General features: G+C 34.9%; 25 protein-coding genes. 13 read left to right on the forward strand and 12 right to left on the reverse strand.

What is annotated here, in order from left to right:
• Positions 1–44: 44 nt before the first annotated feature.
• Together QSH13_RS00730 and QSH13_RS00735 are read right to left on the reverse strand one after the other, a co-directional pair.
• A complete protein-coding gene (locus QSH13_RS00730; protein ID WP_109397336.1) occupies positions 45–581 on the reverse strand; it encodes an Ail/Lom family outer membrane beta-barrel protein in 537 nt (178 codons plus the stop codon).
• A gap of 477 nt (positions 582–1,058) precedes the next feature.
• The gene (locus QSH13_RS00735) at positions 1,059–1,376 is read right to left on the reverse strand and encodes a hypothetical protein (protein WP_109397335.1); all 318 of its coding nucleotides are present in this window, start codon (positions 1,374–1,376) and stop codon (positions 1,059–1,061) included.
• Positions 1,377–1,662: 286 nt separating this feature from the next.
• Here QSH13_RS00735 and leuE point away from each other — a divergent pair, with 286 nt between their 5' ends.
• Complete coding sequence (gene leuE / locus QSH13_RS00740) at positions 1,663–2,304, forward strand: leucine efflux protein LeuE (RefSeq protein WP_036913180.1); 642 nt, start codon at positions 1,663–1,665, stop codon at positions 2,302–2,304.
• Between the two features lie 291 nt (positions 2,305–2,595).
• Positions 2,596–3,519, forward strand: coding sequence for a tRNA 2-thiocytidine(32) synthetase TtcA (ttcA, locus tag QSH13_RS00745; RefSeq protein WP_109397334.1), 924 nt, complete (start codon positions 2,596–2,598; stop codon positions 3,517–3,519).
• 307 nt (positions 3,520–3,826) lie between these two features.
• On the opposite strand, the gene zntB is transcribed toward ttcA, so the two are convergent.
• The gene (gene zntB, locus QSH13_RS00750; RefSeq protein WP_109397333.1) at positions 3,827–4,810 is read right to left on the reverse strand and encodes a zinc transporter ZntB; all 984 of its coding nucleotides are present in this window, start codon (positions 4,808–4,810) and stop codon (positions 3,827–3,829) included.
• Positions 4,811–5,188: 378 nt separating this feature from the next.
• Between zntB and QSH13_RS00755 the strand changes: the two genes are divergently transcribed.
• On the forward strand, positions 5,189–5,530 hold the full coding sequence (locus QSH13_RS00755) for a DUF4377 domain-containing protein (protein WP_286038688.1): 342 nt from the start codon (positions 5,189–5,191) through the stop codon (positions 5,528–5,530).
• A 289-nt stretch (positions 5,531–5,819) separates the two neighbouring features.
• On the forward strand, positions 5,820–6,380 hold the full coding sequence (locus tag QSH13_RS00760; RefSeq protein WP_109397331.1) for an Ail/Lom family outer membrane beta-barrel protein: 561 nt from the start codon (positions 5,820–5,822) through the stop codon (positions 6,378–6,380).
• 607 nt (positions 6,381–6,987) lie between these two features.
• On the opposite strand, the gene QSH13_RS00765 is transcribed toward QSH13_RS00760, so the two are convergent.
• A complete protein-coding gene (locus tag QSH13_RS00765) occupies positions 6,988–8,556 on the reverse strand; it encodes a peptide ABC transporter substrate-binding protein (protein ID WP_286038689.1) in 1,569 nt (522 codons plus the stop codon).
• 274 nt (positions 8,557–8,830) lie between these two features.
• On the opposite strand from QSH13_RS00765, the gene tpx reads away from it, so the two are divergent.
• On the forward strand, positions 8,831–9,334 hold the full coding sequence (gene tpx, locus QSH13_RS00770; protein WP_109397329.1) for a thiol peroxidase: 504 nt from the start codon (positions 8,831–8,833) through the stop codon (positions 9,332–9,334).
• A 79-nt stretch (positions 9,335–9,413) separates the two neighbouring features.
• Here the strand turns inward: tpx and tyrR are convergent, their stop codons facing one another.
• The 8 genes from tyrR to pspA all read right to left on the reverse strand — a co-directional run bounded on the left by tyrR (position 9,414) and on the right by pspA (position 16,137).
• Positions 9,414–10,973, reverse strand: coding sequence for a transcriptional regulator TyrR (tyrR, locus tag QSH13_RS00775; protein WP_109397328.1), 1,560 nt, complete (start codon positions 10,971–10,973; stop codon positions 9,414–9,416).
• A 153-nt stretch (positions 10,974–11,126) separates the two neighbouring features.
• Complete coding sequence (locus tag QSH13_RS00780) at positions 11,127–11,546, reverse strand: hypothetical protein (RefSeq protein WP_228407287.1); 420 nt, start codon at positions 11,544–11,546, stop codon at positions 11,127–11,129.
• A gap of 512 nt (positions 11,547–12,058) precedes the next feature.
• Positions 12,059–13,102, reverse strand: a complete 1,044-nt coding sequence (locus QSH13_RS00785; RefSeq protein WP_196543948.1) for a YcjF family protein — start codon at positions 13,100–13,102, stop codon at positions 12,059–12,061.
• Positions 13,099–14,493, reverse strand: coding sequence for a YcjX family GTP-binding protein (locus QSH13_RS00790; RefSeq protein ID WP_286038690.1), 1,395 nt, complete (start codon positions 14,491–14,493; stop codon positions 13,099–13,101). The genes QSH13_RS00785 and QSH13_RS00790 overlap by 4 nt, the downstream gene beginning before the upstream one ends.
• Positions 14,474–14,728, reverse strand: coding sequence for a phage shock protein PspD (locus QSH13_RS00795; protein ID WP_228407286.1), 255 nt, complete (start codon positions 14,726–14,728; stop codon positions 14,474–14,476). Before QSH13_RS00795 ends, QSH13_RS00790 begins: the two co-directional genes overlap by 20 nt.
• 117 nt (positions 14,729–14,845) lie before the next feature.
• Entirely contained in the window at positions 14,846–15,202 is a 357-nt protein-coding gene (pspC, locus tag QSH13_RS00800) for an envelope stress response membrane protein PspC (RefSeq protein WP_109397324.1), read from the reverse strand.
• Positions 15,199–15,432 carry an envelope stress response membrane protein PspB gene (pspB, locus tag QSH13_RS00805; protein ID WP_109397323.1) on the reverse strand — a complete coding sequence of 78 codons (234 nt, stop codon included), beginning with the start codon at positions 15,430–15,432 and terminating at the stop codon, positions 15,199–15,201. The genes pspC and pspB overlap by 4 nt, the downstream gene beginning before the upstream one ends.
• A gap of 36 nt (positions 15,433–15,468) precedes the next feature.
• Complete coding sequence (pspA, locus tag QSH13_RS00810; RefSeq protein WP_072062534.1) at positions 15,469–16,137, reverse strand: phage shock protein PspA; 669 nt, start codon at positions 16,135–16,137, stop codon at positions 15,469–15,471.
• A gap of 214 nt (positions 16,138–16,351) precedes the next feature.
• Between pspA and pspF the strand changes: the two genes are divergently transcribed.
• The 8 genes from pspF (at position 16,352) to QSH13_RS00850 (ending at position 24,913) form a co-directional block, all read left to right on the forward strand.
• Positions 16,352–17,347, forward strand: a complete 996-nt coding sequence (pspF, locus tag QSH13_RS00815) for a phage shock protein operon transcriptional activator (RefSeq protein WP_109397322.1) — start codon at positions 16,352–16,354, stop codon at positions 17,345–17,347.
• Positions 17,348–17,641: 294 nt separating this feature from the next.
• On the forward strand, positions 17,642–19,327 hold the full coding sequence (gene sapA / locus QSH13_RS00820) for an ABC transporter substrate-binding protein SapA (protein WP_109397321.1): 1,686 nt from the start codon (positions 17,642–17,644) through the stop codon (positions 19,325–19,327).
• Between the two features lie 3 nt (positions 19,328–19,330).
• Entirely contained in the window at positions 19,331–20,296 is a 966-nt protein-coding gene (gene sapB / locus QSH13_RS00825) for a putrescine export ABC transporter permease SapB (RefSeq protein ID WP_109397320.1), read from the forward strand.
• Positions 20,283–21,176: a putrescine export ABC transporter permease SapC gene (gene sapC / locus QSH13_RS00830; RefSeq protein WP_023582324.1), complete on the forward strand. Its 894-nt coding sequence runs from the start codon at positions 20,283–20,285 to the stop codon at positions 21,174–21,176. The genes sapB and sapC overlap by 14 nt, the downstream gene beginning before the upstream one ends.
• The gene (gene sapD, locus QSH13_RS00835; RefSeq protein ID WP_185900807.1) at positions 21,176–22,177 is read left to right on the forward strand and encodes a putrescine export ABC transporter ATP-binding protein SapD; all 1,002 of its coding nucleotides are present in this window, start codon (positions 21,176–21,178) and stop codon (positions 22,175–22,177) included. Before sapC ends, sapD begins: the two co-directional genes overlap by 1 nt.
• Positions 22,167–22,976, forward strand: a complete 810-nt coding sequence (sapF, locus tag QSH13_RS00840) for a putrescine export ABC transporter ATP-binding protein SapF (RefSeq protein ID WP_109397318.1) — start codon at positions 22,167–22,169, stop codon at positions 22,974–22,976. Before sapD ends, sapF begins: the two co-directional genes overlap by 11 nt.
• Before the next feature lie 207 nt (positions 22,977–23,183).
• Entirely contained in the window at positions 23,184–23,972 is a 789-nt protein-coding gene (gene fabI, locus QSH13_RS00845; protein WP_006537026.1) for an enoyl-ACP reductase FabI, read from the forward strand.
• A 236-nt stretch (positions 23,973–24,208) separates the two neighbouring features.
• Positions 24,209–24,913, forward strand: coding sequence for a DUF3592 domain-containing protein (locus QSH13_RS00850; RefSeq protein WP_109397317.1), 705 nt, complete (start codon positions 24,209–24,211; stop codon positions 24,911–24,913).
• Positions 24,914–25,058: the final 145 nt, after the last annotated feature.

Consider the following 25,058-nt stretch of genomic DNA (forward strand, 5'->3'; position numbering starts at 1 on the left):
TCACATTACGTGACCTTTTGAAAATATTATTTATCAGCTTAAAATTAAAAACGATAACCGATGCCTAATACCCAAGTACCAAATTTTGCATCGTCAAATTTTGAATACTCATAAGATGCATCAATTGCTACGTTTGGGATTGGATTAATTTGTAAGCCTAATCCATAAGCCATAGAGGTTTTACTGTATTCGTCATTAACATAATAGTACTCATCATCTTGGTTAACATGACCAAAGCCGATTAAACCATAAGCACTAAAATAGTCATTAAAACGATAGCTAGGCCCTGCCGTTAATGAAACATAATCGATTTCAGTTGAACCCACTTTTCCCCAACGACTATAATAATTATAAGTTAATTTTGTGTATGTCAGTGATCCAATAACGCCCCAATCATTATCAAACTCATGATTATATTTAAAGTTAAATCCTTTAGGGTTATTATCGAATTTATCTTCACTCACTTTAATTGAACTCTGTGCATAACCTACTGACAAAGTATTATCTAATGCAGCTTGTGCATTAAAAGAAAATGTAGAAATAGCTAACAATGAAGTAGAAAGAAATATATTACGACGCATCTTTATTCTCTATGTAAAAAAGGATAGACAAATGGAACTAAATTAAAATTTAGCTCTCTTATTAAATCGAGTGTAACACTCGATAAATTTTATTTATTAATAATACGTTATTAATAATATTTAATAAAGAAAACCTTATGATTTAAATAATAATTAAAATACCATTTGTCTCAACAATAAACTTACCTTATTTTTCACTATTACTAAAGAAATATTAAGTTCATAACGTTATGAGAAAAGAGGTAACACCAATTGTTCTTTAGTTTCAGCGCTGTTTAAACATGATTAAAAGTTCAATTGAAATTCTATTGGTTATTAATCAGTAAAATAAAAGATACTCACTAAGTAAAATTAATTTGTCTTAATCTATATAACATTGACTAATATTTAAGTATATTTCTAATCTGGAATTTAAGATAAATAACCTTATTAATATTAATGTGTATAAAAAAGCCACTTATAAAGTGGCTTTTCCTTTTATATATTATTAGCAAGTTGCATTTTTAACCAAAAACTTTGCTGGCATAAATTAAAAAATTCTTTTCTACAAGGAGAAATCGGTTTGTTATTTGACTCTACAATTTCCCAAGTGATCCAACATTCTGGACATTGAGCGTCATTATCATAGTGTTCTGTTTCTATCTCTTCTGTGCATTTCAAGATGACACCATCAGGAAATAACCAAGTACAAGTTGCTCTGGTTATTTCTGTTAAGTGATCTACAAAATTCTGGGTACTTAAAATTTGATAGCTATCTTCTTGATTTACAATTTGAGATATATACTTCGCTAACATCACCTTCTCTCTTGTTTTACTTCTTCTTATCTAATGTACTCACTATAAATGAGCCGAGTTTCATGACTTTTGTTTTTCATCAATAGACAGAGACTCTTTCTTAGTCACTTCAACAAGTCCACGATAAAGAGATAAAACAATTTCTATCGCTTCTGTTTTAATAAAATCTTCGCAATGACTTATTTATCTTCTATCTGAGTGAAAATATGCGTTTAAATAATGCTGATTCTCTTTATATAATAGAAACTCATTAAGTAACACAGAGAAAATAGTATTGGGGGTTAACGTGTGGCTTGAACAATTTGGTGTACTCAATATCTGGACATACCTTGCAGGCATGTTTTTTATTATCCTCGTTCCTGGCCCTAATACACTCTATGTGCTAAAAACAAGCGCATCTGGCGGTGTTCGCGACGGGTATCGTGCTGCATTTGGTGTGTTTTTAGGTGATGCTATTTTGATTTTTCTCGCCTTTATTGGTGTCGCATCTGTTATAAAAGCCTCTCCTGTACTCTTTACTATTGTTCGTTTTTTAGGTGCTTTTTATCTCCTTTATTTAGGAATAAAAATTATCCATGCCACTTTTTTCTCCAAAAAAGTACATTCAGAACAAACAACAACAGTACAGAAACACGTTTTTAGAAAAGCACTTACATTAAGTATGACCAATCCCAAAGCGATTCTGTTTTATATTTCATTTTTTGTTCAATTTATCGATTTTAATTATGCACATACTGGATTATCTTATTTAATCCTCGCCTCCATGCTTGAAGCATTTAGTTTTATCTATCTCTCTTTTCTAATATTTGGTGGTGTAGCCCTTGCCCGTTTCTTTGGCTCACGTAAAAATATCGCTAAATTAGGTAATGGTGTTATCGGGCTTTTCTTTATGGGATTCGCGACTAAATTAGCAACATTATCATCATGATTTTATAGTTTAATAGCCTTACTCAAGTTATAAGGCTATTACTTCTTACTTTTTACCACCTTGAAAGCGCTTAACTGTAGTTATCTATATCGAAACTACCCTACCATCTGGTATCATTGGCGACTTATCCATTTTCTTGCCATAAATAACTTTGTTTTTCACACAACTTATTATTTGAATCTATAAAATATTTTATTTATTTATCATATTGTTAAGATATCAAAACACCGAAGAACAAAGCCTTGGTTAGCAAGTTACAGAATAATCAGCAACGATATAGAACCGTAAAAAATGAGCATCCCAAAAGAGCAGTATAATTTCAACAAACTACAAAAACGCTTACGCCGTGATGTTGGGCAAGCTATCGCTGACTTTAATATGATTGAAGATGGCGACAAAATCATGGTCTGCCTTTCTGGTGGTAAAGATAGCTACACGCTACTTTCTATCTTAATGAATCTGCAAAAAAGTGCGCCAATCAATTTTTCACTTATTGCGGTCAATTTAGACCAAAAACAACCCGGATTCCCTGAGCATATTTTACCTGAGTATTTAAATGAACTTGGTGTGGAATATAAAATTGTTGAAGAGAATACCTATGGGATCGTTAAAGATATTATTCCTGAAGGTAAAACAACCTGCTCTTTATGCTCACGTTTACGCCGTGGTATTTTATATCGCACAGCGACAGAACTTGGTGCAACTAAAATCGCTTTAGGCCACCATCGTGATGATATTTTAGAAACATTGTTTTTAAATATGTTCTACGGTGGCAAGCTTAAAGGTATGCCTCCTAAATTGATGAGTGACGATGGCAAACAAATCGTTATTCGCCCTCTTGCTTATGCTCGTGAAAAAGATATTGAGCGTTTTGCACAAGCTAAACAATTCCCAATTATTCCATGTAATCTTTGTGGCTCACAACCTAATCTGCAGCGTCAAGTTATTAAAGAGATGCTAAGAGATTGGGATAAACGTTATCCTGGTCGTATTGAGACTATGTTTAGAGCAACACAAAATATTGTCCCATCACACTTATGTGATACTCAATTATTTGATTTTGCGAATATCAAACATGGTGATGAAGTCATTAATGGTGGTGACTTAGCTTTTGATAAAGACGATATTCCAGCTGTTCCAGTGATGTTCCAAGAAGAAGATGATGAACGTCCTGATTTTAGCCAAAACAAACTCGATATTGTTGAAGTGAAATAATGCACTATCTCCTAAGCCTTGTATTCAAGGTTTAGGATTTTCATGACCAAATAATCGCCAATAATAAGTGTAAGCAAAAAAAAACCGATGTTAATAAACATCGGTGTAATAATGGTCAATTATTCTGTATTAAGAACTCAATATGAGAAAAACTACAATTATGGAGCACAACGTTCATCGCTCAACGTTGTATTCACCTGCGAGAGTTATAATGCCAGATGTTCTATTTTAAAAAATTGATATATCTCAAACAGGGTTAGAGAATTCTTTTTTAAATCCATTTAGTTACGATTAATTTGCTGAAAATTTACAACCACCTGCTACGTTTTAACCACCAAGTAACAATCACAATCAAAATAAAAAGAGATAAACAAAAAATGGTAAAACCATAAGGAAACTCATTTCCCGGTATTCCACCTAAATTGACACCAAATAGCCCAGTTAGAAATGTTGTTGGTAAAAATAACATCGCCATTAGTGACATAGTATAAGTACGTCTATTCATTGCATCAGCCATCATTGATGTTATTTCATCAGCAATCACCGCAGTACGAGAAATACTACTGTCCAAATCCTCTAAACGTCGAGAAAGTCTTTCTGAGATTTCTAGCATCGTAACCCTATCGCTATCACTCATCCACGGTAATTTTTCAATAGAGAGTCTTGAGAATACATCTCGCTGAGGCGCCATATAACGCCGTAAAACAATTAACTGTTTTCTTAATAATGCAAGTTCACCTCTTGCTGGTATTTGTTGGTCGAGGATCATATCTTCCAATTCAATTAATTGGTCATGTAGCGTCTCAACAAATTCACCTATTTCATCGGTTACTGCATCAGCCATTGTAATTAACCAATCACCACTACTTTCAGGCCCATTACCTAGCTCTAAAGTATGAATAACAGAATCTACTGAATTGACTCGACGGTGACGACTTGAAACAATTGTTTGACCGTTAATATAAATTCTAAAAGCAACAAGCTCATCAGGACGATCATTAGGATTATTATTAATTGTTTGCAAATTAATGACGACACCTTCACCAATGCGCTGTGCTTTTGGCCTAACGTTCTCTGCAAGTAATATATCTTTCGCAACAGGAGGAAGTAATTCTGTCTCTTGTATCCATTGAGCACTTCGTGGTTTGCGGTAATCTAAGTGCACCCAATAGGGTTTTTCATTTGTTGCAACAGTCTCTGCCGTAATTTCTGTTGCTCCTCCATGCCCATCAAGTTGAGTCATATAAATAGCATCTGAATCTTGTATAACAGAGTCATTAATTGTTTTCACTGAGCTTCCTCCATAACTTTTGCCTTAAATGTAATACTTGAATTCAATGCTCAATTAACAAATAGGATTAATCTACCTTCATTTTATAACGCTATGTTTTGAAACGCCATTCTATACTTTTTGGCTAGCTAACTGTATATCAACACTATTTTTGTTTAATTCATCCAAAGTTTCTATTTATCTTCATTACTTTAGGATTATTACACTAAATTGAATACTGATAGTTACGTTAAGATAGTAATACTTAAAACAACAGCAGGTAACTTATTTTATTTGTAGGAAAAAAATTACCTGCTGTAATTTATAATAACTATTTGCCTAGTGTATACTAAATATTCTTTAATATATTTATTGCACCCTAAAAATAAGGTCATCAATATGAACAAATTTATCGCTATTCCTTTATTTGTGCTTTTAGCTGGATGCAATGACACAACTTCAACTGAAAGTGCAAATACAACACCATCTACGGGAACAACAAAAACACTTCTCGTCGATTCACAACTGTATGATTGTGTTGGTGTCGCACCAATGAAGTGTATGAAGGTGAAAGAGTTACCTTCTGGTGAATGGTCGCTGTTCTATCAAAACATTGATGGCTTTGAATATAAAGCAGGCACTGAATACACCTTAAAGGTTAATGTTACAAATATCCCTAACCCTCCAGCAGATGCATCAAGTGTAAAATATACACTGATTGAAGTTGTAGATAAAAAATAAAACACCGCACTAAAATCTGGCTCACAATAGGTGTTAACGCTTATTGTGAGTATTCCCACCTATTCTATTTTCTCCTATTTAAATAATATCTCATTATTACATCATCATTAAAATTATTAATGAATTTTATATTAATTAATGATTAGCTATTTATGATAGTTTGATTTTTTATTTAGTCTAAAAATTAGCACTCAAACTTTTTTTAAGAGTAATTTCAATCAATTAATATTGAAATCAACACTTATTTTACTAAAAATAGTGCTCTACATATCAACATAGAAACTCTATAATGAATAAATTAGCTCTTGTTTTAATTAGCTTAACTTTATCTTATTCCTCTACATTACACGCCTATGATAAAAGTCATACCCTCTCTATTGGCTATCTTTATGGTAAAATAAAAGGTGACACTGCAAAAGGAGAAATAATCAATTATCGTTATGAAACAGAAAACACTTGGGGGATATTAATTTCCCTACTGAATTTAAATGCCAACCGTAAAGAATATTTTATTGATCCTCGTTTTACCACACCTTCAACAGTAAGGTACCGGACTAAAACGACAGGCCTATTAATCGGCCCTACTTATAGGATAACACCTGAAATTTCTGTTTATGCTCAAATGGGGCCTAATAAATTAAAACACCAAGAGGATAAATATCACCCTAAAATAAATACAACCGATTCCCACACTGTTAATACAACTAGTGTAATTGGTCAAGTTGGCATCGATTATAATCCTGTTAAGGATATATCATTTAGCATCGGCTATCTTTACTCAGATACGACAGCAAATAAACGACATCTTGAATTAAATGTTTTACAATTATCTCTAGGCTACCGTTTTTAAATGATTTTCTAATAATTATTGCAAATCGGTAATTTCATTTAATAATAAAGGAAAACAAATAGATAATTCAGATTATGAATTCTTCATGCACCATAATTAATATATTAAATATTATTATAACTAAGTATTTATATCTATAAATAAAACAATACATAATATTTAACATCAAGCACATTGCACAATTAGTCAAAACAATACCATAAAAATGTATTAACATATCATCTGCAATGTTTATTCCTTTTGAGTCTCCTTCTGTTTTTATAACAGAGGGATTTTTTTTATAAATATCTTATTAATCACTGTAACAGTTAGATACAATTAAAAGCGTGCAATAAAGGCATAAAAAATATAATTTATATTTAGACAATAATTCATCCTGCTTTATTTTGCTACGCCCCTTTTTAAAAGGGGTTCTTTTTTATACTTTTTTTATTTTCTTAGCTTACCTACTAACAATATATATCAACTTATAAATTAAAAAATTTTCACTTTTACTATTGATAATAGTATAAAAAAATACCTCAAAATAAATTTTAACTTTGAGGTATAATTTATAATCAATAATTTTATATTAGTTTAGTTTTAAGCTTCTAATTTAGTATTTACATTAATGCTTAAGAATATAAAACGTATGACTATAAGCAACATCTTCAGGGTTCTCAATGGGATACCCTTTTAACCATGGTTTTATTAAGCGTCCATTCGTATATTGATAAATAGGTGCGATTGGCGCATCTTCAGCAATCATTTGCTCTGCTCGATTATACAAATTATTTCTTTCATTTGAATCGATAGCCATGCTTGCGAATGCTAATATTTCATCATATTGTTCATTTTGATATCTCGAAATATTACCTGCATGTTTAGAGCTCAATAAACTTAAAAAAGTAGAAGGCTCATTATAATCACCGACCCAAGATGCTCTTATAACATCAAAATCCCCCGAGTTTCGGCTATCAATATATGTTTTCCATTCTTGATTACGTAATTGGACTTTCACCCCTAGCTTTTTCTTCCACATAGAAGCAACAGCAATAGCAATTTTCTGATGATTCTCTGAATTATTGTATAGCAATGAGAGGGTTAATGGATTATGAGGGCCATAACCAGCAGCCGCTAATAAGATCTTAGCTTGACTATCTAATTCATCTTGATTGTATTCATCATAAATTGTTGGTTCAGGAGTAAATCCCGCCGTTACATCAGGTGTAAAACGGTTTGCTGATTTTTCCCCTGTTCCTAATACTTTATCAGTGATAATTTTTCTATCTATTGCCATCGCTAACGCTTTACGTACACGAATATCTTTTGTTGGTCCTGATTGGGTATTAAAAGCGTAATAATAAGTTCCTAACTGGTCTGGAATGTATACCTCATTAGGAATATCTTTCATTAATTTATGATATAAATTTTTCGGGAACGACTCTGTAATATCAATATCACCAGCTAAATAACGTTTAGTCGCATGTGATTCATGATTAATTGGCACAAAAGTGACCTTGGTTAATACTGTATTTTTATGATCCCAATAATAAGGATTTGGCGTCAATACAATTTTTTCATTAACCACTCTATCTTTTAATACAAAGGCGCCATTGCCCACTAAATTACCAACGTTGATCCATTCTGAACCATATTTTTCAACATGATGACGAGGCACTGGATATAGTGAAAAATTAGTCGTTAAACTTGGAAAATAAGAAACCGGTCTCTCTAATGTCACTTTTAGTGTTTTTTCATCTATCGCTTCTACACCTAATGATGTTGGTTTTAATTTTCCATCAATAATCTTTTGTGCATTTTCAATAGATGCAAGTGATGCATACCATGCAAAAGGTGAAAGATTCTTAGGGTCAACTAACCTTTGCCAACTATAGACAAAATCTGTAGCTGTTACTTTTTCACCATTAGACCATTTTGCATTATCACGTAAAGTGAAGATCCATACACGATTATCTTCTGTACGCCAACTTTGAGCGACACCCGGAATAGGACGTCCATGCTCATCTTCTATCGTCAACCCTTCAAATAAATCACGTTGCACTTGAGCTTCTGTTAACCCTACTGCATTAATAGGATCAAGTGATGCAGGCTCATCTTTTAAATGCCGAACTACTTCTTGCTTTTTATCGAGTATCGTTCCTGCAGGGACTACTGCCGCATTTACCTGCGACATGATTAATCCTTGAACGACAAGTGCACATGAGATGACGAATATTTTGCGCATGTCTGTTTCGTCCTGTAATCTGTATGGGAATGAACTGCACAATTATAAGAGCCTGATAAAAAGGCACAATCACTGATTACAAATATTTTATAAATTTTTATGTTTTTAGTGGTGAATATGCCAATAATGGCAAATTTTTATAATGGTTAAGCATTAACGATAATTATCGTTAATAATGAGTATTAATAACAATTAGTCTGACAACTAATAAAGGAGAACAACAATGGCACATCAAGTTACTTTACAAGGAAATTCAGTGGCACTTGCGGGTAATTTCCCAACAGTAGGTCAAAAAGCTGCAGATTTCTCTCTCGTTGGTAAAGATCTTAATGATGTTTCTTTAGCGAATTTTGCAGGTAAACGTAAAGTTTTAAACATTTTCCCAAGTGTCGATACAGGGGTTTGTGCTGCAAGTGTTCGTCAGTTCAATAAAGTTGCAAATGAATTAAATAACACTGTTGTTTTATGTATTTCTGCTGACTTACCTTTTGCTCAAGCACGTTTTTGCGGTGCTGAAGGCTTAGATAATGTAGTAACATTATCAACAATGCGTGGCGCTGAATTTAAAGAAAATTACGGTGTTGCAATTACATCAGGACCGTTAGCTGGTTTAACTAGCCGTGCTGTGATTGTTTTAGATGAAAATAATACCGTTATCTATACCCAATTAGTTGATGAGATCACAACAGAACCAAATTATGATGATGCATTAAATGCATTGAAATAATATTGTTCATAAAAAAATAGACGAGCATCTGGCTCGTCTATTTTTTATTGGATAGAAAAAATCATCATGACATTAAATCTTATGATTTGTCATTCTTATTATTTGTCAAATTATATTCTCTTAGTTTGTTCGCAATCGCTGTATGTGAGATCCCTAAGCGTTTTGCTAATTTACGTGTACTTGGATAATCACGATATAAACGAGCCAAAATAGAAGCTTCAAAACGTTTTGTCATTTCATCTAATGAGCCTTCTAATAAATTCTCATCAAACATCGTTTCTTCTGTATGTTCAGGTAAAGCAATATCTTGGACTCGTAACGTATTTCCACTTAATTGCGCCATTGCTTGATAAACGATATTTCGTAATTGACGAATATTACCAGGCCAAGAATATTGTTTTAAATAATTTGAGAAATCAGCAGAAATAGACGGTACGCCCATCTTCTGTTCTTGACAATATTGATTAATAAAATGAGTTGCTAGCGGAATTATATCGTCCCTTCTTTCTCTTAATGGAGGCAAAGTAAGTGTTAATACATTCAGTCGATAATAAAGATCTTCCCTAAATAGACCTTTTTGCACTAATTCCCACAAGTTTTTCTGAGTAGCACAAATAATACGCACATCAACATTAACTTCTTCTTCTTCGCCTACTCTACGGAACGTTCCATCATTTAAAAAACGTAAAAGCTTAATCTGCATTTGCGGTGACATTTCACCAATTTCATCAAGTAATACAGTGCCACCATTAGCTTGTTCAAAAAATCCTTTTTTTCCTTCTACTGCATTAGGATAAGCACCTGCAGCATAGCCAAATAACTCACTTTCCACAACATCATCAGGCATTGATGCACAATTTAATCCAAGAAATGGATACCTTAAACGGTTACTCAATAAATGACAGGCTTTTGCTAATAAATCCTTACCTGTGCCAGTTTCCCCCACTAACAACAATGGATCATCCATAATTGCCATTTTTTTTGCTCTAGCAATAACTTGCTTCATTTTGGGAGTAACTGCAATTATTTGATTAAAACCACTTTGATCATTAGCAACTAATTTAGGGTGATCATAAATAATAGTATGGTATTTCAATAAAACAAAAGCGCCAACACAATGATTATATTGATTATCATCAGTAAGTTTTATTGGGACTATTTCCATTTCAAAATCTTGTTTTTTCAGCGTAATTGGCACCATCTGAATAAAATGCTCTTTTTGCTCTAAAAAACGGTGGATATTAAAATTTGGAATCAATTGGTTAAACGTTTTCTCAGAATTATCATCTGGAGATATACCAAATAGTAACCTTGTTGCAGGATTTAATAATTTAACCTTACCTTTTGTATCTATAGAAAAAACAGGTACTGGTACAGATTCTAATAATGTCCAAATTGCACGATGCTCTTGCTCTGAAGGCATAAATGCAACTGTACGTACATCAATAACACCGTTTATTCTACGAATTTCTGCCATTAATGGTTGAAAAATATCAAAATCAATCTGTGAAAAATTCAGGTAAATCAAACCGATTGGAAATATTTCAATTCCACGTAAATCAATATTTTTTAATACCAGCAGATCTAATAATTCACGGGTTAACCCGATGCGATCTTTACAAGTGACCTCTAAACGCATTATGAACCTTCTTAATACTGAGTGACCCTGAACTAATTCTAGATATTATACATAAATATCAACGAAATAAAGAAGATTGTCAGTAAAGGTTGACACCATTAGCATTTATTTTTACACAATTAAACTAATAACTTGATTTTTAACCTAGATTATTTATGCCTTAAAAAAACCAAATAATGAAAAAGAAGAGGTTTTAATTATTTTTTTCAGTTCAAAATCTATAAGATATTCGATATCCTTCACCAAAGGAGTTAATTCCTGACTGATTACTTTTTTGATGGTTTTACATCCATTTTCAAAACAAAAAAGCAAAAACTCCAGTGCATTTATTGCCTTTTCTTTCTTATCTGATTCAGTCAAATATTCAAAAAATTGGGATATCTCTTTTATTTGAAATGGCTTAGATTGCTTTTGGTATTGTCTCTTCTTAATCTCACTCGTCGTTTCGCTAAGGATTGGAATTAAAATACTTAATTGACTATCAATATTTTCGATATTTAATGTAGATTTTAAATAAAGTTCACGTCTTTTTTTTGAAAGTTTCTTTATTACTGATATTTGTATTCCTTTCATTTTTTCACCTTATTGAAAATATTATTTATTTTCTCTATTTTTTAAAATAAAAATCATCACTATTTCTTGAATAGTAAATTAATTAAAAAGTAGATATATCAAATATACATGCTTATAATAATTACCTTTGAGTGATATTTAACGCCATTTATCACACTAAAATCAATACTATTTTCTGTCAAAAAAAGAATATTTTGATTATAATTACAAATATTTCACCAGGAATACACACATTAACCTTTATATACAATAAGTTATAGTGCCTTTTGTTTTATTACTAACTTACTCTTTTTAAGAAGTATATCAAAGTAGTTTTATTTTAAAATAATAACATCATTGGTAATAAAATTATAAAAATACTTTATAGCACTCAGTGCATTATTTTAATAATAATATCTTATTATCTTCGTCATTAGGGCTATTTTATATAAATAATACTTTATCAGGCTTTATATAAAAAACCGCAGAATAAACTCTGCGGTTTTTATTTGAAATAATTAAAAGATAATCATTTATTCTTTCTTCTTACTACCAATGGTATTTTTTAATTTTCCGATTAGCTCTTTTCTAAAATCACCTAATTTAGGCTTATTATCGTCTATCCAAGGCAAAGGACGACATAATTCCATTGCTTTTATTCCTAATCGCGCGGTTAATAACCCAGCACCAATACCTTGAGCTGCTCTTGTTGATAATCGTGCAGCAAGATCTTGTGAAAGCCAGTCCATTCCGACTTCTCTAACGAGTTCTGTCGCCCCAGCAAATGCAATATTGACGAGAACAAGTCGAAAGAGTTTTAAACGACTATAATAGCCTAATTCAATACCGTAAATTTCTGCAATACGATTAATTAAACGAATATTGCGCCAACCAATAAAGGCCATATCAACCATTGCCAGCGGACTGACTGCGATCATTAAGGTTGACTCTGCAGCAGAACGACTAATTTCAGCTCTTGCTTGTTTATCCAAAACAGGCTGAACAAGTTGGCTATAAAGTTCTAATACTTCTTTATCATTATGTGTGTCATGCAATGCACTTTGCCAACGAATTAATGCGGGATGTTGTGAACCAATACCCGCTTGTTTTGCAAGTTTTTCACAAAATGGTCGACCATTTCCCATCGCATGGCTATATAGTAATTCTTTGGCTTTATCTCTTTCATCTGCACGTTGGCGTAAACGATAAATACGGCGCCACTCTGTTATCACTGATCCAATACCAGCAACAACAATTAAGCCACCAGCACTAGCTGCCCCCAATGCAATCCAGTCAGAGTTTATCCATGAGTCATAAATCCATTGTCCAGTTTGGGCAATAACACTGATCCCTAAAAGGGTACTCGCAATCGTTAATAAACGTTTCCAGACACTTTTTTTAGGTTTTAAAATTGATTGAACATCACCTTCCAATTGTCCTTCATTCTCTTCATCCAACTGTGGATCAATCGGTAAAAACTGCTCATTTTCATTAAAGCCAATACCTTTTTTCAAGGTAACTTCTTCTTGAAGTATGGGCTCTTTAAAATCAATTCGCGATTTTAATGGCTCATTCATTTTAATTTATCCCCTAGCAAGAACTCCATTGCACTATCCATTCGAATATGAGGTACCGCACTATCTCTTGATATTTGTTGCGGTCTAAAAGATTCGAAACTAAACCCTTGTTTTTCCCAAAACTCTTTTTCAGGTAATCGCTTAGGAACCTCTCCAGGGAAATAGACTAATGGTGTGTTATCGCTTAAACGAAAGCCTTTTAAGGCTGGTATTTTTTCACCATGATGATCAACAATTCCACTTTCAGTTGCCGCAATAGAAGCAAGTCCCATGCAATCAATACTGATCCCTTCAAAAATAGCATTTTGTTTAGCATCTTGAATAAGCTGTTGAAGTAATGACACTAAATTTTCATGTTGATCAACCGTGATGTGATCAGCTTTTGTGGCTGCAAAAAGAAGCTTATCGATACAAGGTGAAAATAAGCGTCTAAGTAAGGTTCTTTTTCCATAATGAAAACTACGCATTAATTGTGTTAATGCTTGACGCATATCATTAAACACATCTGCACCTTGATTTAAAGGTTGTAAACAATCAACCAAAACAATTTGTCTATCAAACCCTTGGAAATGGTCACGATAAAAACCTTTTACTACATGCTGTCCATAATATTCATAGCGCTGTTTTAACATACCAATATTAGTACGTTTATCTGCGTTCTTTAATTTAACAATATCGTATTTTTGTAAATCAGCCCATGGGAAAAACTGCAAAACAGGCGCTCCAGCTAATTCACCGGGTAATACAAAACGTCCTGGCTGAATAAAATGAAGACCTTCATTTTTACATGCTAATAAATAGTCAGTGTAAGCAGAGGCAATATCAGCTAGTAATGTTTCATCAGCCTGTGCAAAAGGATCACATTTTTTAAGGAGTAATTGCCAATGTTGTTCTGGTAATGTTCTTTGGCGATTGACCTTATTCATTTGCTCTGACCATTCAAAATAGTCTTGCTCAAGCATAGGTAAATCTAATAGCCATTCGCCGGGGTAATCAACAATTTCTAAATAAAGAGAAGATGTTTCTTTTATAAAACGAGTTAAAGATTCATTAGAGCGATAACGTAGCTGCAAACGAATTTCGCTGACCCCTTTTGTAGGAACGGGCCAACTTGGCGGTGTATGATAAAGAGCGTCCATTCCTTCATCATAAGTAAAACGAGGAATATTTAAATTGTGTTGAGGAATACGTTTTACACCTAGTAATTGCTTATTTCGTGCTGCCGAAAATAACGGTAAACGCGCACCAGTATGCACATTAATAAGTTGATTAACTAAAGAGGTAATAAATGCTGTTTTACCGCTTCGACTTAATCCAGTGACGGCCAAACGAAGATGCCTATCAACACCACGATTAATAAAAGCTGTAAGTTCATTTTGTAGGCGTTTCATGTTTCTCCCAAGACATTTGACGCGATAGCTTATTCAAACCTACTTTGATAATAGGTTCAGCTATCAATAGAACCAGCCAACGTAACGGTTTGCTACTTACTCGTTTTAATATACCGCCGGTGATTGCTGCTGGCCCAAATAAAGTAAATAACATTAACCCAAATGTTACCCCTTTTTTGGCTAATTGGGCGAGTTTATTTGTTTTTAAAGAAACGAATACTTGATTGGAATTCACAATACACTCCTCAATCAGACATTTTACTCTCTCAATACAAATGTTGAAAAAGATATACGGGTTGAAAGAAAGACGCTCCTAAATGGAGCGTCTTATCAGATTAAATGACAAAAAATATTACAAATCTCGAAAGCGTTTATTTAACTGATAAGTAGAAGAGGTAATATAACGTTCCATTTGTTGTAAACGTTTTTCACCTTGCATCAATTGATTATCTACTCCGCTTAATATCTCTTTTAAGCTCTCTTGCTGATCTTCATCTTTCTGGTAATTAGCTGGAGCTGGCTCCATAAACAAACTTAAGACAAAATAAGCAACTATAGTTAAACCAAAAAAGCCAGCAAACAGCGCAATCACAGCAATAACCCTGATAAGCAAAACAGGAATATTAAAATAATGGGCTAGGCCTGCGCATACGCCACGGATCACGCCCTCTTGTGGCAAGCGATACAATTGTTTGCTCTGCATCGTCATTGTGATTGCCTCCAGTTAGGATGTTCTGCATCAAGTATTTGTTCTAATGCCTTAATGCGCTCCTGCATTTGCTGAGCTTTATCCACCAGCGCGCTCAGTCGCTGCATTTCTTGATGGGTTAACTGAACATTACCTCCACCTTTTTGACTGTTATAGTGCAACCACAACCAAATAGGGAGAATAAATAAAACGAAAATTGTCAGTGGTATTCCCAGAAATATATAGCCCATTACATATCCTTTATAAGATGGTTATTACGCTTGCTGTTACTCTTTGTTGATATTGATTTTAGCTTTTAATGCCGCTAATTGCGCGCTAATTTCATCATCAGCTTTTAATTCAGCAAACTGTTGGTCTAATGATTTCTCTTTACCTAACCCGTAACTTTGAGCTTCACCTTCCATATGATCAATACGGCGTTCAAACTGTTCAAAACGCGCCATTGCTGCATCCATTTTTCCACTATCCAATTGACGACGAACTTGGCGAGATGAGTTTGCAGCTTGATGACGCACAACTAAAGACTGCTGTTTTGCGCGTGTTTCAGTTAACTTATTTTCTAACTCGCTAATTTCGCCTTTTAAACGCGTTAGCGTTTCATCAATAATAATCAATTCGTGTTTCAATGTATCATTTACTGACGCTACACGTTGTTTTTCGATTAATGCTGCACGAGCTAAATCTTCTTTTTCCTTAATAAGAGCCAACTCTGCTTTATCCTGCCAATCTTTCATCTGTTTTTCAGCTTGTTCGATACGGCGCTCTAATCCTTTCTTTTCAGCTAAAGTGCGTGCAGAAGTTGTACGGATTTCAACTAACATATCTTCCATTTCTTGGATCATTAGGCGGATCATTTTTTCAGGATCTTCCGCTTTATCTAATAAAGAAGCGATGTTGGCATTAATAATGTCAGCAAAACGTGAAAATATACCCATGATGTTATCCTTAATAGCTATGCTAATTAGTAACGTGAAATTATCTCAATAATGGCGCACTGTCGTAACGCCCGCATAATCTAATTAATACAATTTGCGTGCCAACTTTTAAAATTCACTTAACTCATTAATAATAGGCGACTTATATTATTCGCCTATTTTTCGAACACCTGATAAACTGGTAAAAAATACCTTTAAATGGTGAGTTTGACCAATGAATGAGAATTTAGAGACAATAATCGGCGTTGATAACCAATTTATTGATGTATTGGAACAAACCTCAGCACTTGCTCAATTAAAAAAGCCTGTATTAATTATTGGTGAACGAGGTACAGGTAAAGAGTTAATTGCTCATCGATTACACTACCTTGCTCCCTGGTGGCAAGGGCCTTTTATTTCGATCAACTGTTCTGCGCTCAATGATAATTTACTTGATTCTGAGCTTTTTGGTCATGAAGCGGGCGCTTTTACTGGCGCTAAAAATCGTCATCAAGGGCGTTTTGAACGTGCAGATGGAGGTTCTCTTTTCCTTGATGAACTGGCGACTGCGCCCATGCTTGTGCAAGAAAAACTTCTACGTGTCATTGAGTACGGTCATTTAGAACGCGTTGGAGGCAGTCAATCTCTGCATGTTGATGTTAGGCTTATTTGCGCAACAAACGCAGATTTACCCGCAATGGCAGAAGAAGGTAAGTTTCGTGCCGATTTACTGGATAGATTAGCGTTTGATGTGATTAGGCTTCCACCATTAAGAGAGCGACGCGCAGATATTATGTTGCTTGCTGAAAATTTCGCTATCTCAATGTGCCAAGAATTAGGTTTGCCTTTTTTCCCTGGTTTTAGTCATAGTGCGTGCCAAGTGCTTTTAGATTACTCATGGCCAGGTAATATTCGTGAACTCAAAAACGTTGTGGAACGCTCAGTTTATCGTCATGGAACCAGTGACAACACACTCAATAATATTATTATTGACCCCTTCGCTGGTTTTCAGACATCAAAAACCCCTGCATTAAAGGCATCGTCTAAAGAAAATTTTTCACTACCTGCATTACCGTTGGATTTACGCCAATGGCAAAACGATGTAGAAAAAAAATTAGTGAATAATGCATTAAAAGAGAGCTTATATAACCAAAAAGAGGCCGCAGAAAAGTTATCACTAAGCTATGATCAATTTAGAGGGCTAATTAAAAAACATCAAATAGCGACTTAATGTATTGATAAATATAATTTTTAAAATATTAAGAAGAGAGTTATAGACAATAGGCAAAAAAAAAGCCAGCACCCGAGCTGGCTAGTAAAAAAATACTGGAAGCAATGTGAGCAATGTCGTGCCTTCCGCGGAAAACCTCTTACCGCTGAAGGACAATACGGATGATAATATTTATCATTAGCATTTGTAAAGCACTTTGTTGAGAATTTTTCTCACTTTGTTTTTTTGACTATTTGGGGATAGAAAGTTTTTTAAGTTACAATGGCAAAATCGTTTCTCTAAAAGACATTATTTATGCGCCCTATTTTATTTATTGGTACTTTGTTACTCACGGTTACAAGCGCAACTTGTATCGCGGATGTAGCACCAAAAACACAAGCACCATCTATAACGCTTGAACCAACTCCAATTAATCAAAATGGTTTTGTTTACTGTGTTGATGGCAGTGTAAATACTTTCAATCCACAGTTATCAAGTAGTGGATTAATTATTGATCCCCTAGCTGCACAGCTTTATGACCGTCTTTTAGATGTTGACCCTTACACTTATCGTCTGATCCCTGAAATCGCAGCTCGCTGGGAAACATTAGATAACGGTGCAACATACCGCTTTTATTTACGTAAAAATGTCTCTTTTCAACAAACATCTTGGTTTACACCAACACGTAAACTTACCGCTGATGATGTTATTTTTAGTTTTGAAAGGATGATTAATCCACAAAATCCTTTCAATCAAATTAATGGTGGAAAATATCCCTATTTTGACAGTTTAAGTTTTGCCAATAATATCCAATCGATAAAAAAACTCGGCCAATACACAGTAGAATTTAGCTTGAAAGAACCTGATGCCTCTTTTTTATGGCATCTAGCAACACATTACGCCCCTATTCTTTCTGCTGAATACGCTCAAAATTTAGAAAAAACAGGCGATCAAACACAACTTGATTGGAAACCAGTAGGAACAGGCCCTTTCTTTCTAGATGAATATCAGCCAGGACAATTTGTTCGTTTATTTAGAAATAATGATTACTGGAAAGGGCAACCAAAGATGCAACAGGTTGTTATTGATATGGGTGCAGGTGGTACCGGTCGTATATCTAAATTACTCACTGGTGAATGTGATGTTTTAGCCTACCCTGCCGCAAGCCAATTAAAAGTGTTACGTGACGATCCACGATTAAGATTAACATTACGTTCCGGTATGAATATCGCTTATTTAGCCTTTAACACCAGTAAACCACCATTAAATGATCTTAAAGTTCGTCAAGCTATTGCTTATGCCATTAACAATGAACGTTTAATGGAATCTATTTATTATGGTACAGCCGAAACGGCAGCTTCCGTGCTTCCTCGTGCATCTTGGGCTTATGATAACCGAGCAAAAATCACAGAATACAATCCTGAAAAATCGAAACACATTCTTAAAGAATTAGGCCTTGATGGGTTGAAATTAAATCTTTGGGTGCCTAGCGCCTCACAATCTTATAATCCAAGTCCATTAAAAATGGCAGAACTTATTCAAGCAGACTTAGCACAAGTGGGTATTCAAATGAATATTCGTCCTATCGAAGGGCGATATCAAGAGACAAGCATGATGGATCGCACTCATGATATGACCTTATCTGGTTGGTCAACTGACAGTAACGATCCTGATAGTTTTTTCCGCCCTCTCTTTAGTTGTGCAGCCATTAGTTCACAAACTAACTTAAGTCATTGGTGCTTACCTAACTTTGATGATATTTTAAAAAAAGCGCTTTATAGTCAGCAACTTGCTTCAAGAATGGATTATTATCATAAAGCGCAAGATATACTTGCTCAAGAGTTACCTGTGTTACCTTTGGCAAACTCTTTACGTATGCAAGCATATCGTTATGATATTAAAGGATTAGTGTTGAGTACCTTTGGTAATGCGTCTTTTGCTGGTGTTTATCGAGAGGCAGAAGTAGACGAACAAAATCACAAGAAAGAGGCTGTAAAATAATCCATGATTATTTATTCAATACGTCGATTACTTTTATTACTTGTGACACTGTTCTTTTTGTCGCTAGTAAGCTTTAGCCTAAGTTATTACACACCAAATGCGCCATTAAGTGGTGCATCACTCACCGATGCCTACTTTTTTTATGCCCATAATATGATCCATTTTGATTTTGGTATTTCCTCTATCAATGGTGAACCTATCAAATCGCAATTGGTAGAAGCACTTCCAGCAACCATGGAGCTTTGTATCTTAGCGTTTCTCTTTGCCCTTATTGTAGGTATTCCCGCTGGTATTATTGCGGGAGTTTGGCGTAATAAATCCGCCGATATTATTATCAGTAATTTCGCACTCTTAGGTTTCTCTGTGCCTGTATTTGGGCTTGCATTGCTGTTAACTCTTTTTTTCTCACTAAAATTGGGTTGGCTACCTGTTTCAGGCCGTATTGATTTGCTTTATAACTTACAACCTATTACAGGCATTGCATTAGTGGATGCATGGCTTTCTGATTCTCCTTATCGCCAGCAAATGATCATTAACGTATTACAGCATTTGATTTTACCCATAATAACTCTGGCGATTGCACCAACAACCGAAGTTATTCGATTAATGCGAAATAGTACGGAAGAAATCATGTCAGAGAACTACGTGAAAGCGGCTGCAACTCGAGGCCTCTCACGTTTTACAATTATTCGTCGCCATATTCTTCATAATGCTTTACCCCCTATCATTCCTAAATTAGGCTTACAGTTCTCCACCATGCTGACACTAACGATGGTGACAGAAATCGTGTTTAACTGGCCTGGGCTTGGTCGTTGGTTAGTTACAGCAATCCGCCAACAAGATTACTCTGCTATTTCAGCTGGTGTCATGTTAGTGGGTTCAATGGTCATTATTGTTAACGTCTTATCAGATATTGTGGGCGCAATGAGTAACCCAATGAAACACAAGGTGGGATATGCCTTTAGATAGCCAATTTTATAAAGAGAAAAAAACGCCCACACCCGCAGCGGTAATTTGGCAATGTTTTTCTAAAGACGTTATCTCAATGGTCGGCTTTTATGGCGTCCTTTTTCTCTTAGTGCTCAGTATAATAGGTCCTTATATTGCGCCTTATGCACTCGACCAACAATTTTTCGGTCATCAGCTGACTCCTCCATCTTGGTATCAAAACGGCAATGTCTCCTATTTCTTTGGTACAGATGATTTAGGGCGTGATGTGTTTAGCCGAATTTTAATTGGTACAAGCATGACCTTTGGTGGTGCATTTATTGTCACTTTTGCAGCGACATTAATGGGATTAATTATTGGCTGTTTTGCAGGTATGACCCACGGCTTAAAATCCGCCATTCTCAATCATATATTAGACACGCTGTTATCAATTCCATCCTTACTACTTGCTATTATTGTTGTGGCTTTCGTAGGAACAAGCCTTGGTCACGCGATGATAGCAATTTGGCTAGCACTATTACCTCGTTTAGTCAGAATGATTTACTCTGCTGTTAATGATGAATTAAACAAAGAGTATGTTATTGCTTCTCGACTTGATGGCGCATCGAACATCTCTATTTTATGGTACACCGTACTGCCTAATATTACGCCTGTATTAGTTTCTGAATTAACACGCGCTTTCTCAATTGCTATTCTTGATATTACAGCATTAGGTTTTCTCAATTTAGGAGCCCAACTTCCTTCACCAGAATGGGGAGCTATGTTAGGTGATTCTTTAGAGTTAATTTATGTTGCCCCTTGGACAGTCTTAATTCCGGGCGCCACTATTATGATAAGTGTTTTACTGGTAAACCTGTTAGGTGATGGTTTACAGCGTGCAATAAATGAGGGAGTGGAATAATGCCTTTATTAGATATACGCAATTTAACCATTGAATTTATGACACCTGATGGCCCAGTAAAAGCGGTAGATCGTGTTTCTATAACCTTAAATGAAGGTGAAGTGAGAGGCCTTGTTGGTGAATCAGGATCAGGTAAAAGCTTAATTGCAAAAGCGATTTGTGGCGTAACAAAAGATAATATCAGTGTGACAGCCGATCGTTTCCGTTTTGATGATATCGACTTACTTAAATTATCACCCAAAGCACGACGCCGTGTTATTGGTCATAATGTCTCAATGATTTTCCAAGAGCCACAATCTTGTCTTGATCCTGCTACAAAAATTGAGCAACAGCTTATACAGGCAATTCCCCGCTGGACTTTTAAAGGTCATTGGTGGCAGCGCTTTCATTGGCGAAAACGTCGCGCAATTGAACTATTGCATCGTGTAGGTATTAAAGATCATAAAGACATTATGCGCAGTTACCCATATGAATTAACTGAAGGTGAATGCCAAAAGGTGATGATTGCTATTGCTATTGCAAATCAGCCTCGATTACTGATTGCGGATGAACCTACTAACGCTATGGAGCCTGCAACACAAACCCAAATCTTTCGTTTGCTGACTCGACTCAATCAAAATAACAATATGACCATTTTGTTGATTAGTCATGATTTGCAATGGATGAGTAAATTAGCAAATAAAATTACGGTTATGTATTGTGGACAAACTGTCGAAACCGCATCCCCTGACGAGTTATTAGTGACACCTTATCATCCTTATACTCAAGCTTTAATCCGCTCTATTCCCGATTTTACCAACTCATTAGCACATAAAAGCCGTTTAAATACATTACCTGGCGCAATTCCCTCTCTTGAGCATTTACCTGTAGGTTGCCGGTTAGGGCCTCGCTGCCCTTATGCACAACGACAATGTATTGAGGCACCTCGGTTACGTTTATTTAAAAACCACGCCGTGGCTTGTCATTTTCCGTTAAATGTGGAGCCAACTGATGTTCGATAAACTGCTTGAGGTAAAAAATCTATCAAAAACATTTCGCTATCGTACTGGATTATTTCGGCGCCAGCAGTTAGAAGCGGTAAAACCAGTGAGTTTTACGCTAGAACCCAAGCAAACTTTAGCTATTATTGGCGCCAATGGTTCAGGAAAATCTACACTAGCAAGAATGTTATCAGGAGTAACTGAGCCTACAGGTGGCGATATTTTTATTGATGGGCATCAACTGACTTTTGGTGATTATTCTTATCGTAGTCAGCGAATTAGAATGATATTTCAAGATCCCACTAACTCATTAAACCCACGCCAGCGTATCGGTCAAACATTAGAGATCCCTTTACGCCTGAATACGGAGTTGAGCGCTATTGAGCGTGAGAAACGAATTTATCAAACATTACGTCAAGTGGGTCTTTTACCTGAACATGCAAATTATTATCCTCATATGTTTGCATCAGGCCAGCGCCAACGAATTGCGCTTGCACGAGCATTAATTTTACAACCTCAAGTGATTATTGCTGATGAGGCAATAGCTTCGCTGGATATGTCTTTACGATCACAAATTATAAACTTGATGCTAGAACTGCAAGAAACACATGATATTGCCTACATTTATGTGACACAAAATTTAGGTATGACAAAACATATTAGCGATAAAGTCATTGTGATGGATAATGGTGAAGTCGTTGAACGTGGTAATACAGCAGAAGTCCTTGCATCACCATTACATGAAGTCACTCGAAGATTGGTAGCAAGTCACTTTGGTGAAGCCTTAACAGCAGAAGCTTGGCGCCAAGATTTGACTTAAATGTAAACAATATAAGCATAATGTTGATTGCACATTATTTCGCCCTTTTCCCTTAACTCCTCGGAGGTGCTAGGGAAATTAAACAAATTTACAAATGTCGTGGTAGAATCAGCCACGTTTATTAACAATAAGCGTGATAACCTAACAGATAAATAAAACTGTGAATGATGTTATTATCGCGATTTACGAAAAAACAAGGATACAGCTATGGGCTTTATGACCGGCAAACGCATTCTTATTACTGGTGTTGCGAGTAAATTATCAATTGCTTATGGTATTGCCAAAGCTATGCGTGACCAAGGTGCAGAACTTGCATTTACTTACCAAAATGAAAAACTGAAACCACGCGTTGAAGAATTTGCAGCATCATTAGACTCAAATATCGTATTAGAGTGTGATGTGTCAAAAGATGAAAGCATCGATACTATGTACGCAGAACTTGCAAAAGTTTGGCCAAAGTATGATGGCTTTGTTCACTCTATCGGTTTTGCTCCTGCTGACCAATTAGATGGCGATTACGTTAATGCAGTAACTCGTGAAGGTTTTAAAATTGCTCACGACATCAGCGCATACAGCTTCGTTGCCATGGCAAAAGCAAGCCGTGAAATGCTAAATCCAAATTCAGCTCTATTAACTCTGACTTATTTAGGCGCTGAACGTGCAATCCCTAACTATAACGTTATGGGTCTGGCGAAAGCCTCTTTAGAAGCTAACGTTCGTTATATGGCAAATGCTATGGGTCCTGAAGGTATTCGTGTTAACGGTATCTCTGCTGGTCCAATCCGTACATTAGCGGCATCTGGTATCAAAGATTTCCGTAAAATGTTAAGCCATTGCGAGTCTGTAACCCCTCTGCGTCGCACTGTAACAACCGAAGATGTTGGTAATACAGCAGCATTCCTATGCTCTGACTTATCTGGTGGTATTACAGGTGAAATCGTTCATGTAGATGGTGGTTTCAGCATCGCTGCAATGAATGAATTAGAACTAAAATAATTCTATTTCAAAAAATAAAAGCCAGTCTTACTGTTAAGACCGGCTTTTATATATCATTACTACTATTTTTACTCTTAACGCTATTAACTATCGCGTTTTTATCTAGCATTTCTCTTTTTTCTTCTATTTTGAATATTATAGCTCGTTAGATCAATTTCATTTTTTTAGTTTATTCCTATAATCCTTTTTTTATATTAGCGATAAAATAATCACATATTAATAAAAGGATTTAATGTATGAAGAAATTTAGATTTCTGTTTTATATTTTTGCCCTTATTGGTGCGATTATTTTTATTGTAGCTTTATTTGTTATTAAGTCTGAATTAAATTTAGTAAGAAATGGAGTCGAAACAATAGGGGTTGTTATTGATCAAAGTATCAGTAAATCTTCTAATGGTAGCTATTTGTATCACCCTATAATTCAGTTCGATACAGAAGATAATAGAAAAATAGTGTTTCGCTCTCCAGAAGGTAGTAGTCAATCCCGATTTTATCTTGGTGAAAAGATTAATGTTATTTATCTTCCCAGTGATCCCCAAAGAGCAACAATAAACAACTTTTTAGGCTTATATGGTGCGGGTACTATATTAAGTATTTTTGGATTAGTATTTGCATCAACAGGGCTTATCCCTTTATATTTCATCAGAAGAAGATCCACAAGAGATCAACGACTAAAACGCGATGGAATGCCTATTAATGTAAAAATATCTGAAATTATTATTAATAATAATATTCGTTTTAATCACCGTTCTCCCTATCAAATTATTGCTGATTATCATGATACATTAAACAATCGATTAATTCGTTATAAAAGTAATTATATCTTCTTCGATCCTACGCCCTATATTAATAGAGAACTTGTTACAGTCTATATTGATAAAAGAAACCCGAAAATTTATTACCTTGATATTTCATTTTTACCTTCATTTGAAGAGTCGTAATAAAATACGCCTTATATATTATAAATATAAGACTCATTTACTTTCGAGTGTTTTCATCAATTAATCGTTTTGTTCACAAATTTACAAAAGCCTGTTTTATTAGCACCATTTGAGTTTGCTAATTTCTTAGAACCTCTTATCATCT

The sequence above is a fragment of the Proteus faecis genome (genome assembly GCF_030286765.1).
Classification (GTDB): domain Bacteria; phylum Pseudomonadota; class Gammaproteobacteria; order Enterobacterales; family Enterobacteriaceae; genus Proteus; species Proteus faecis.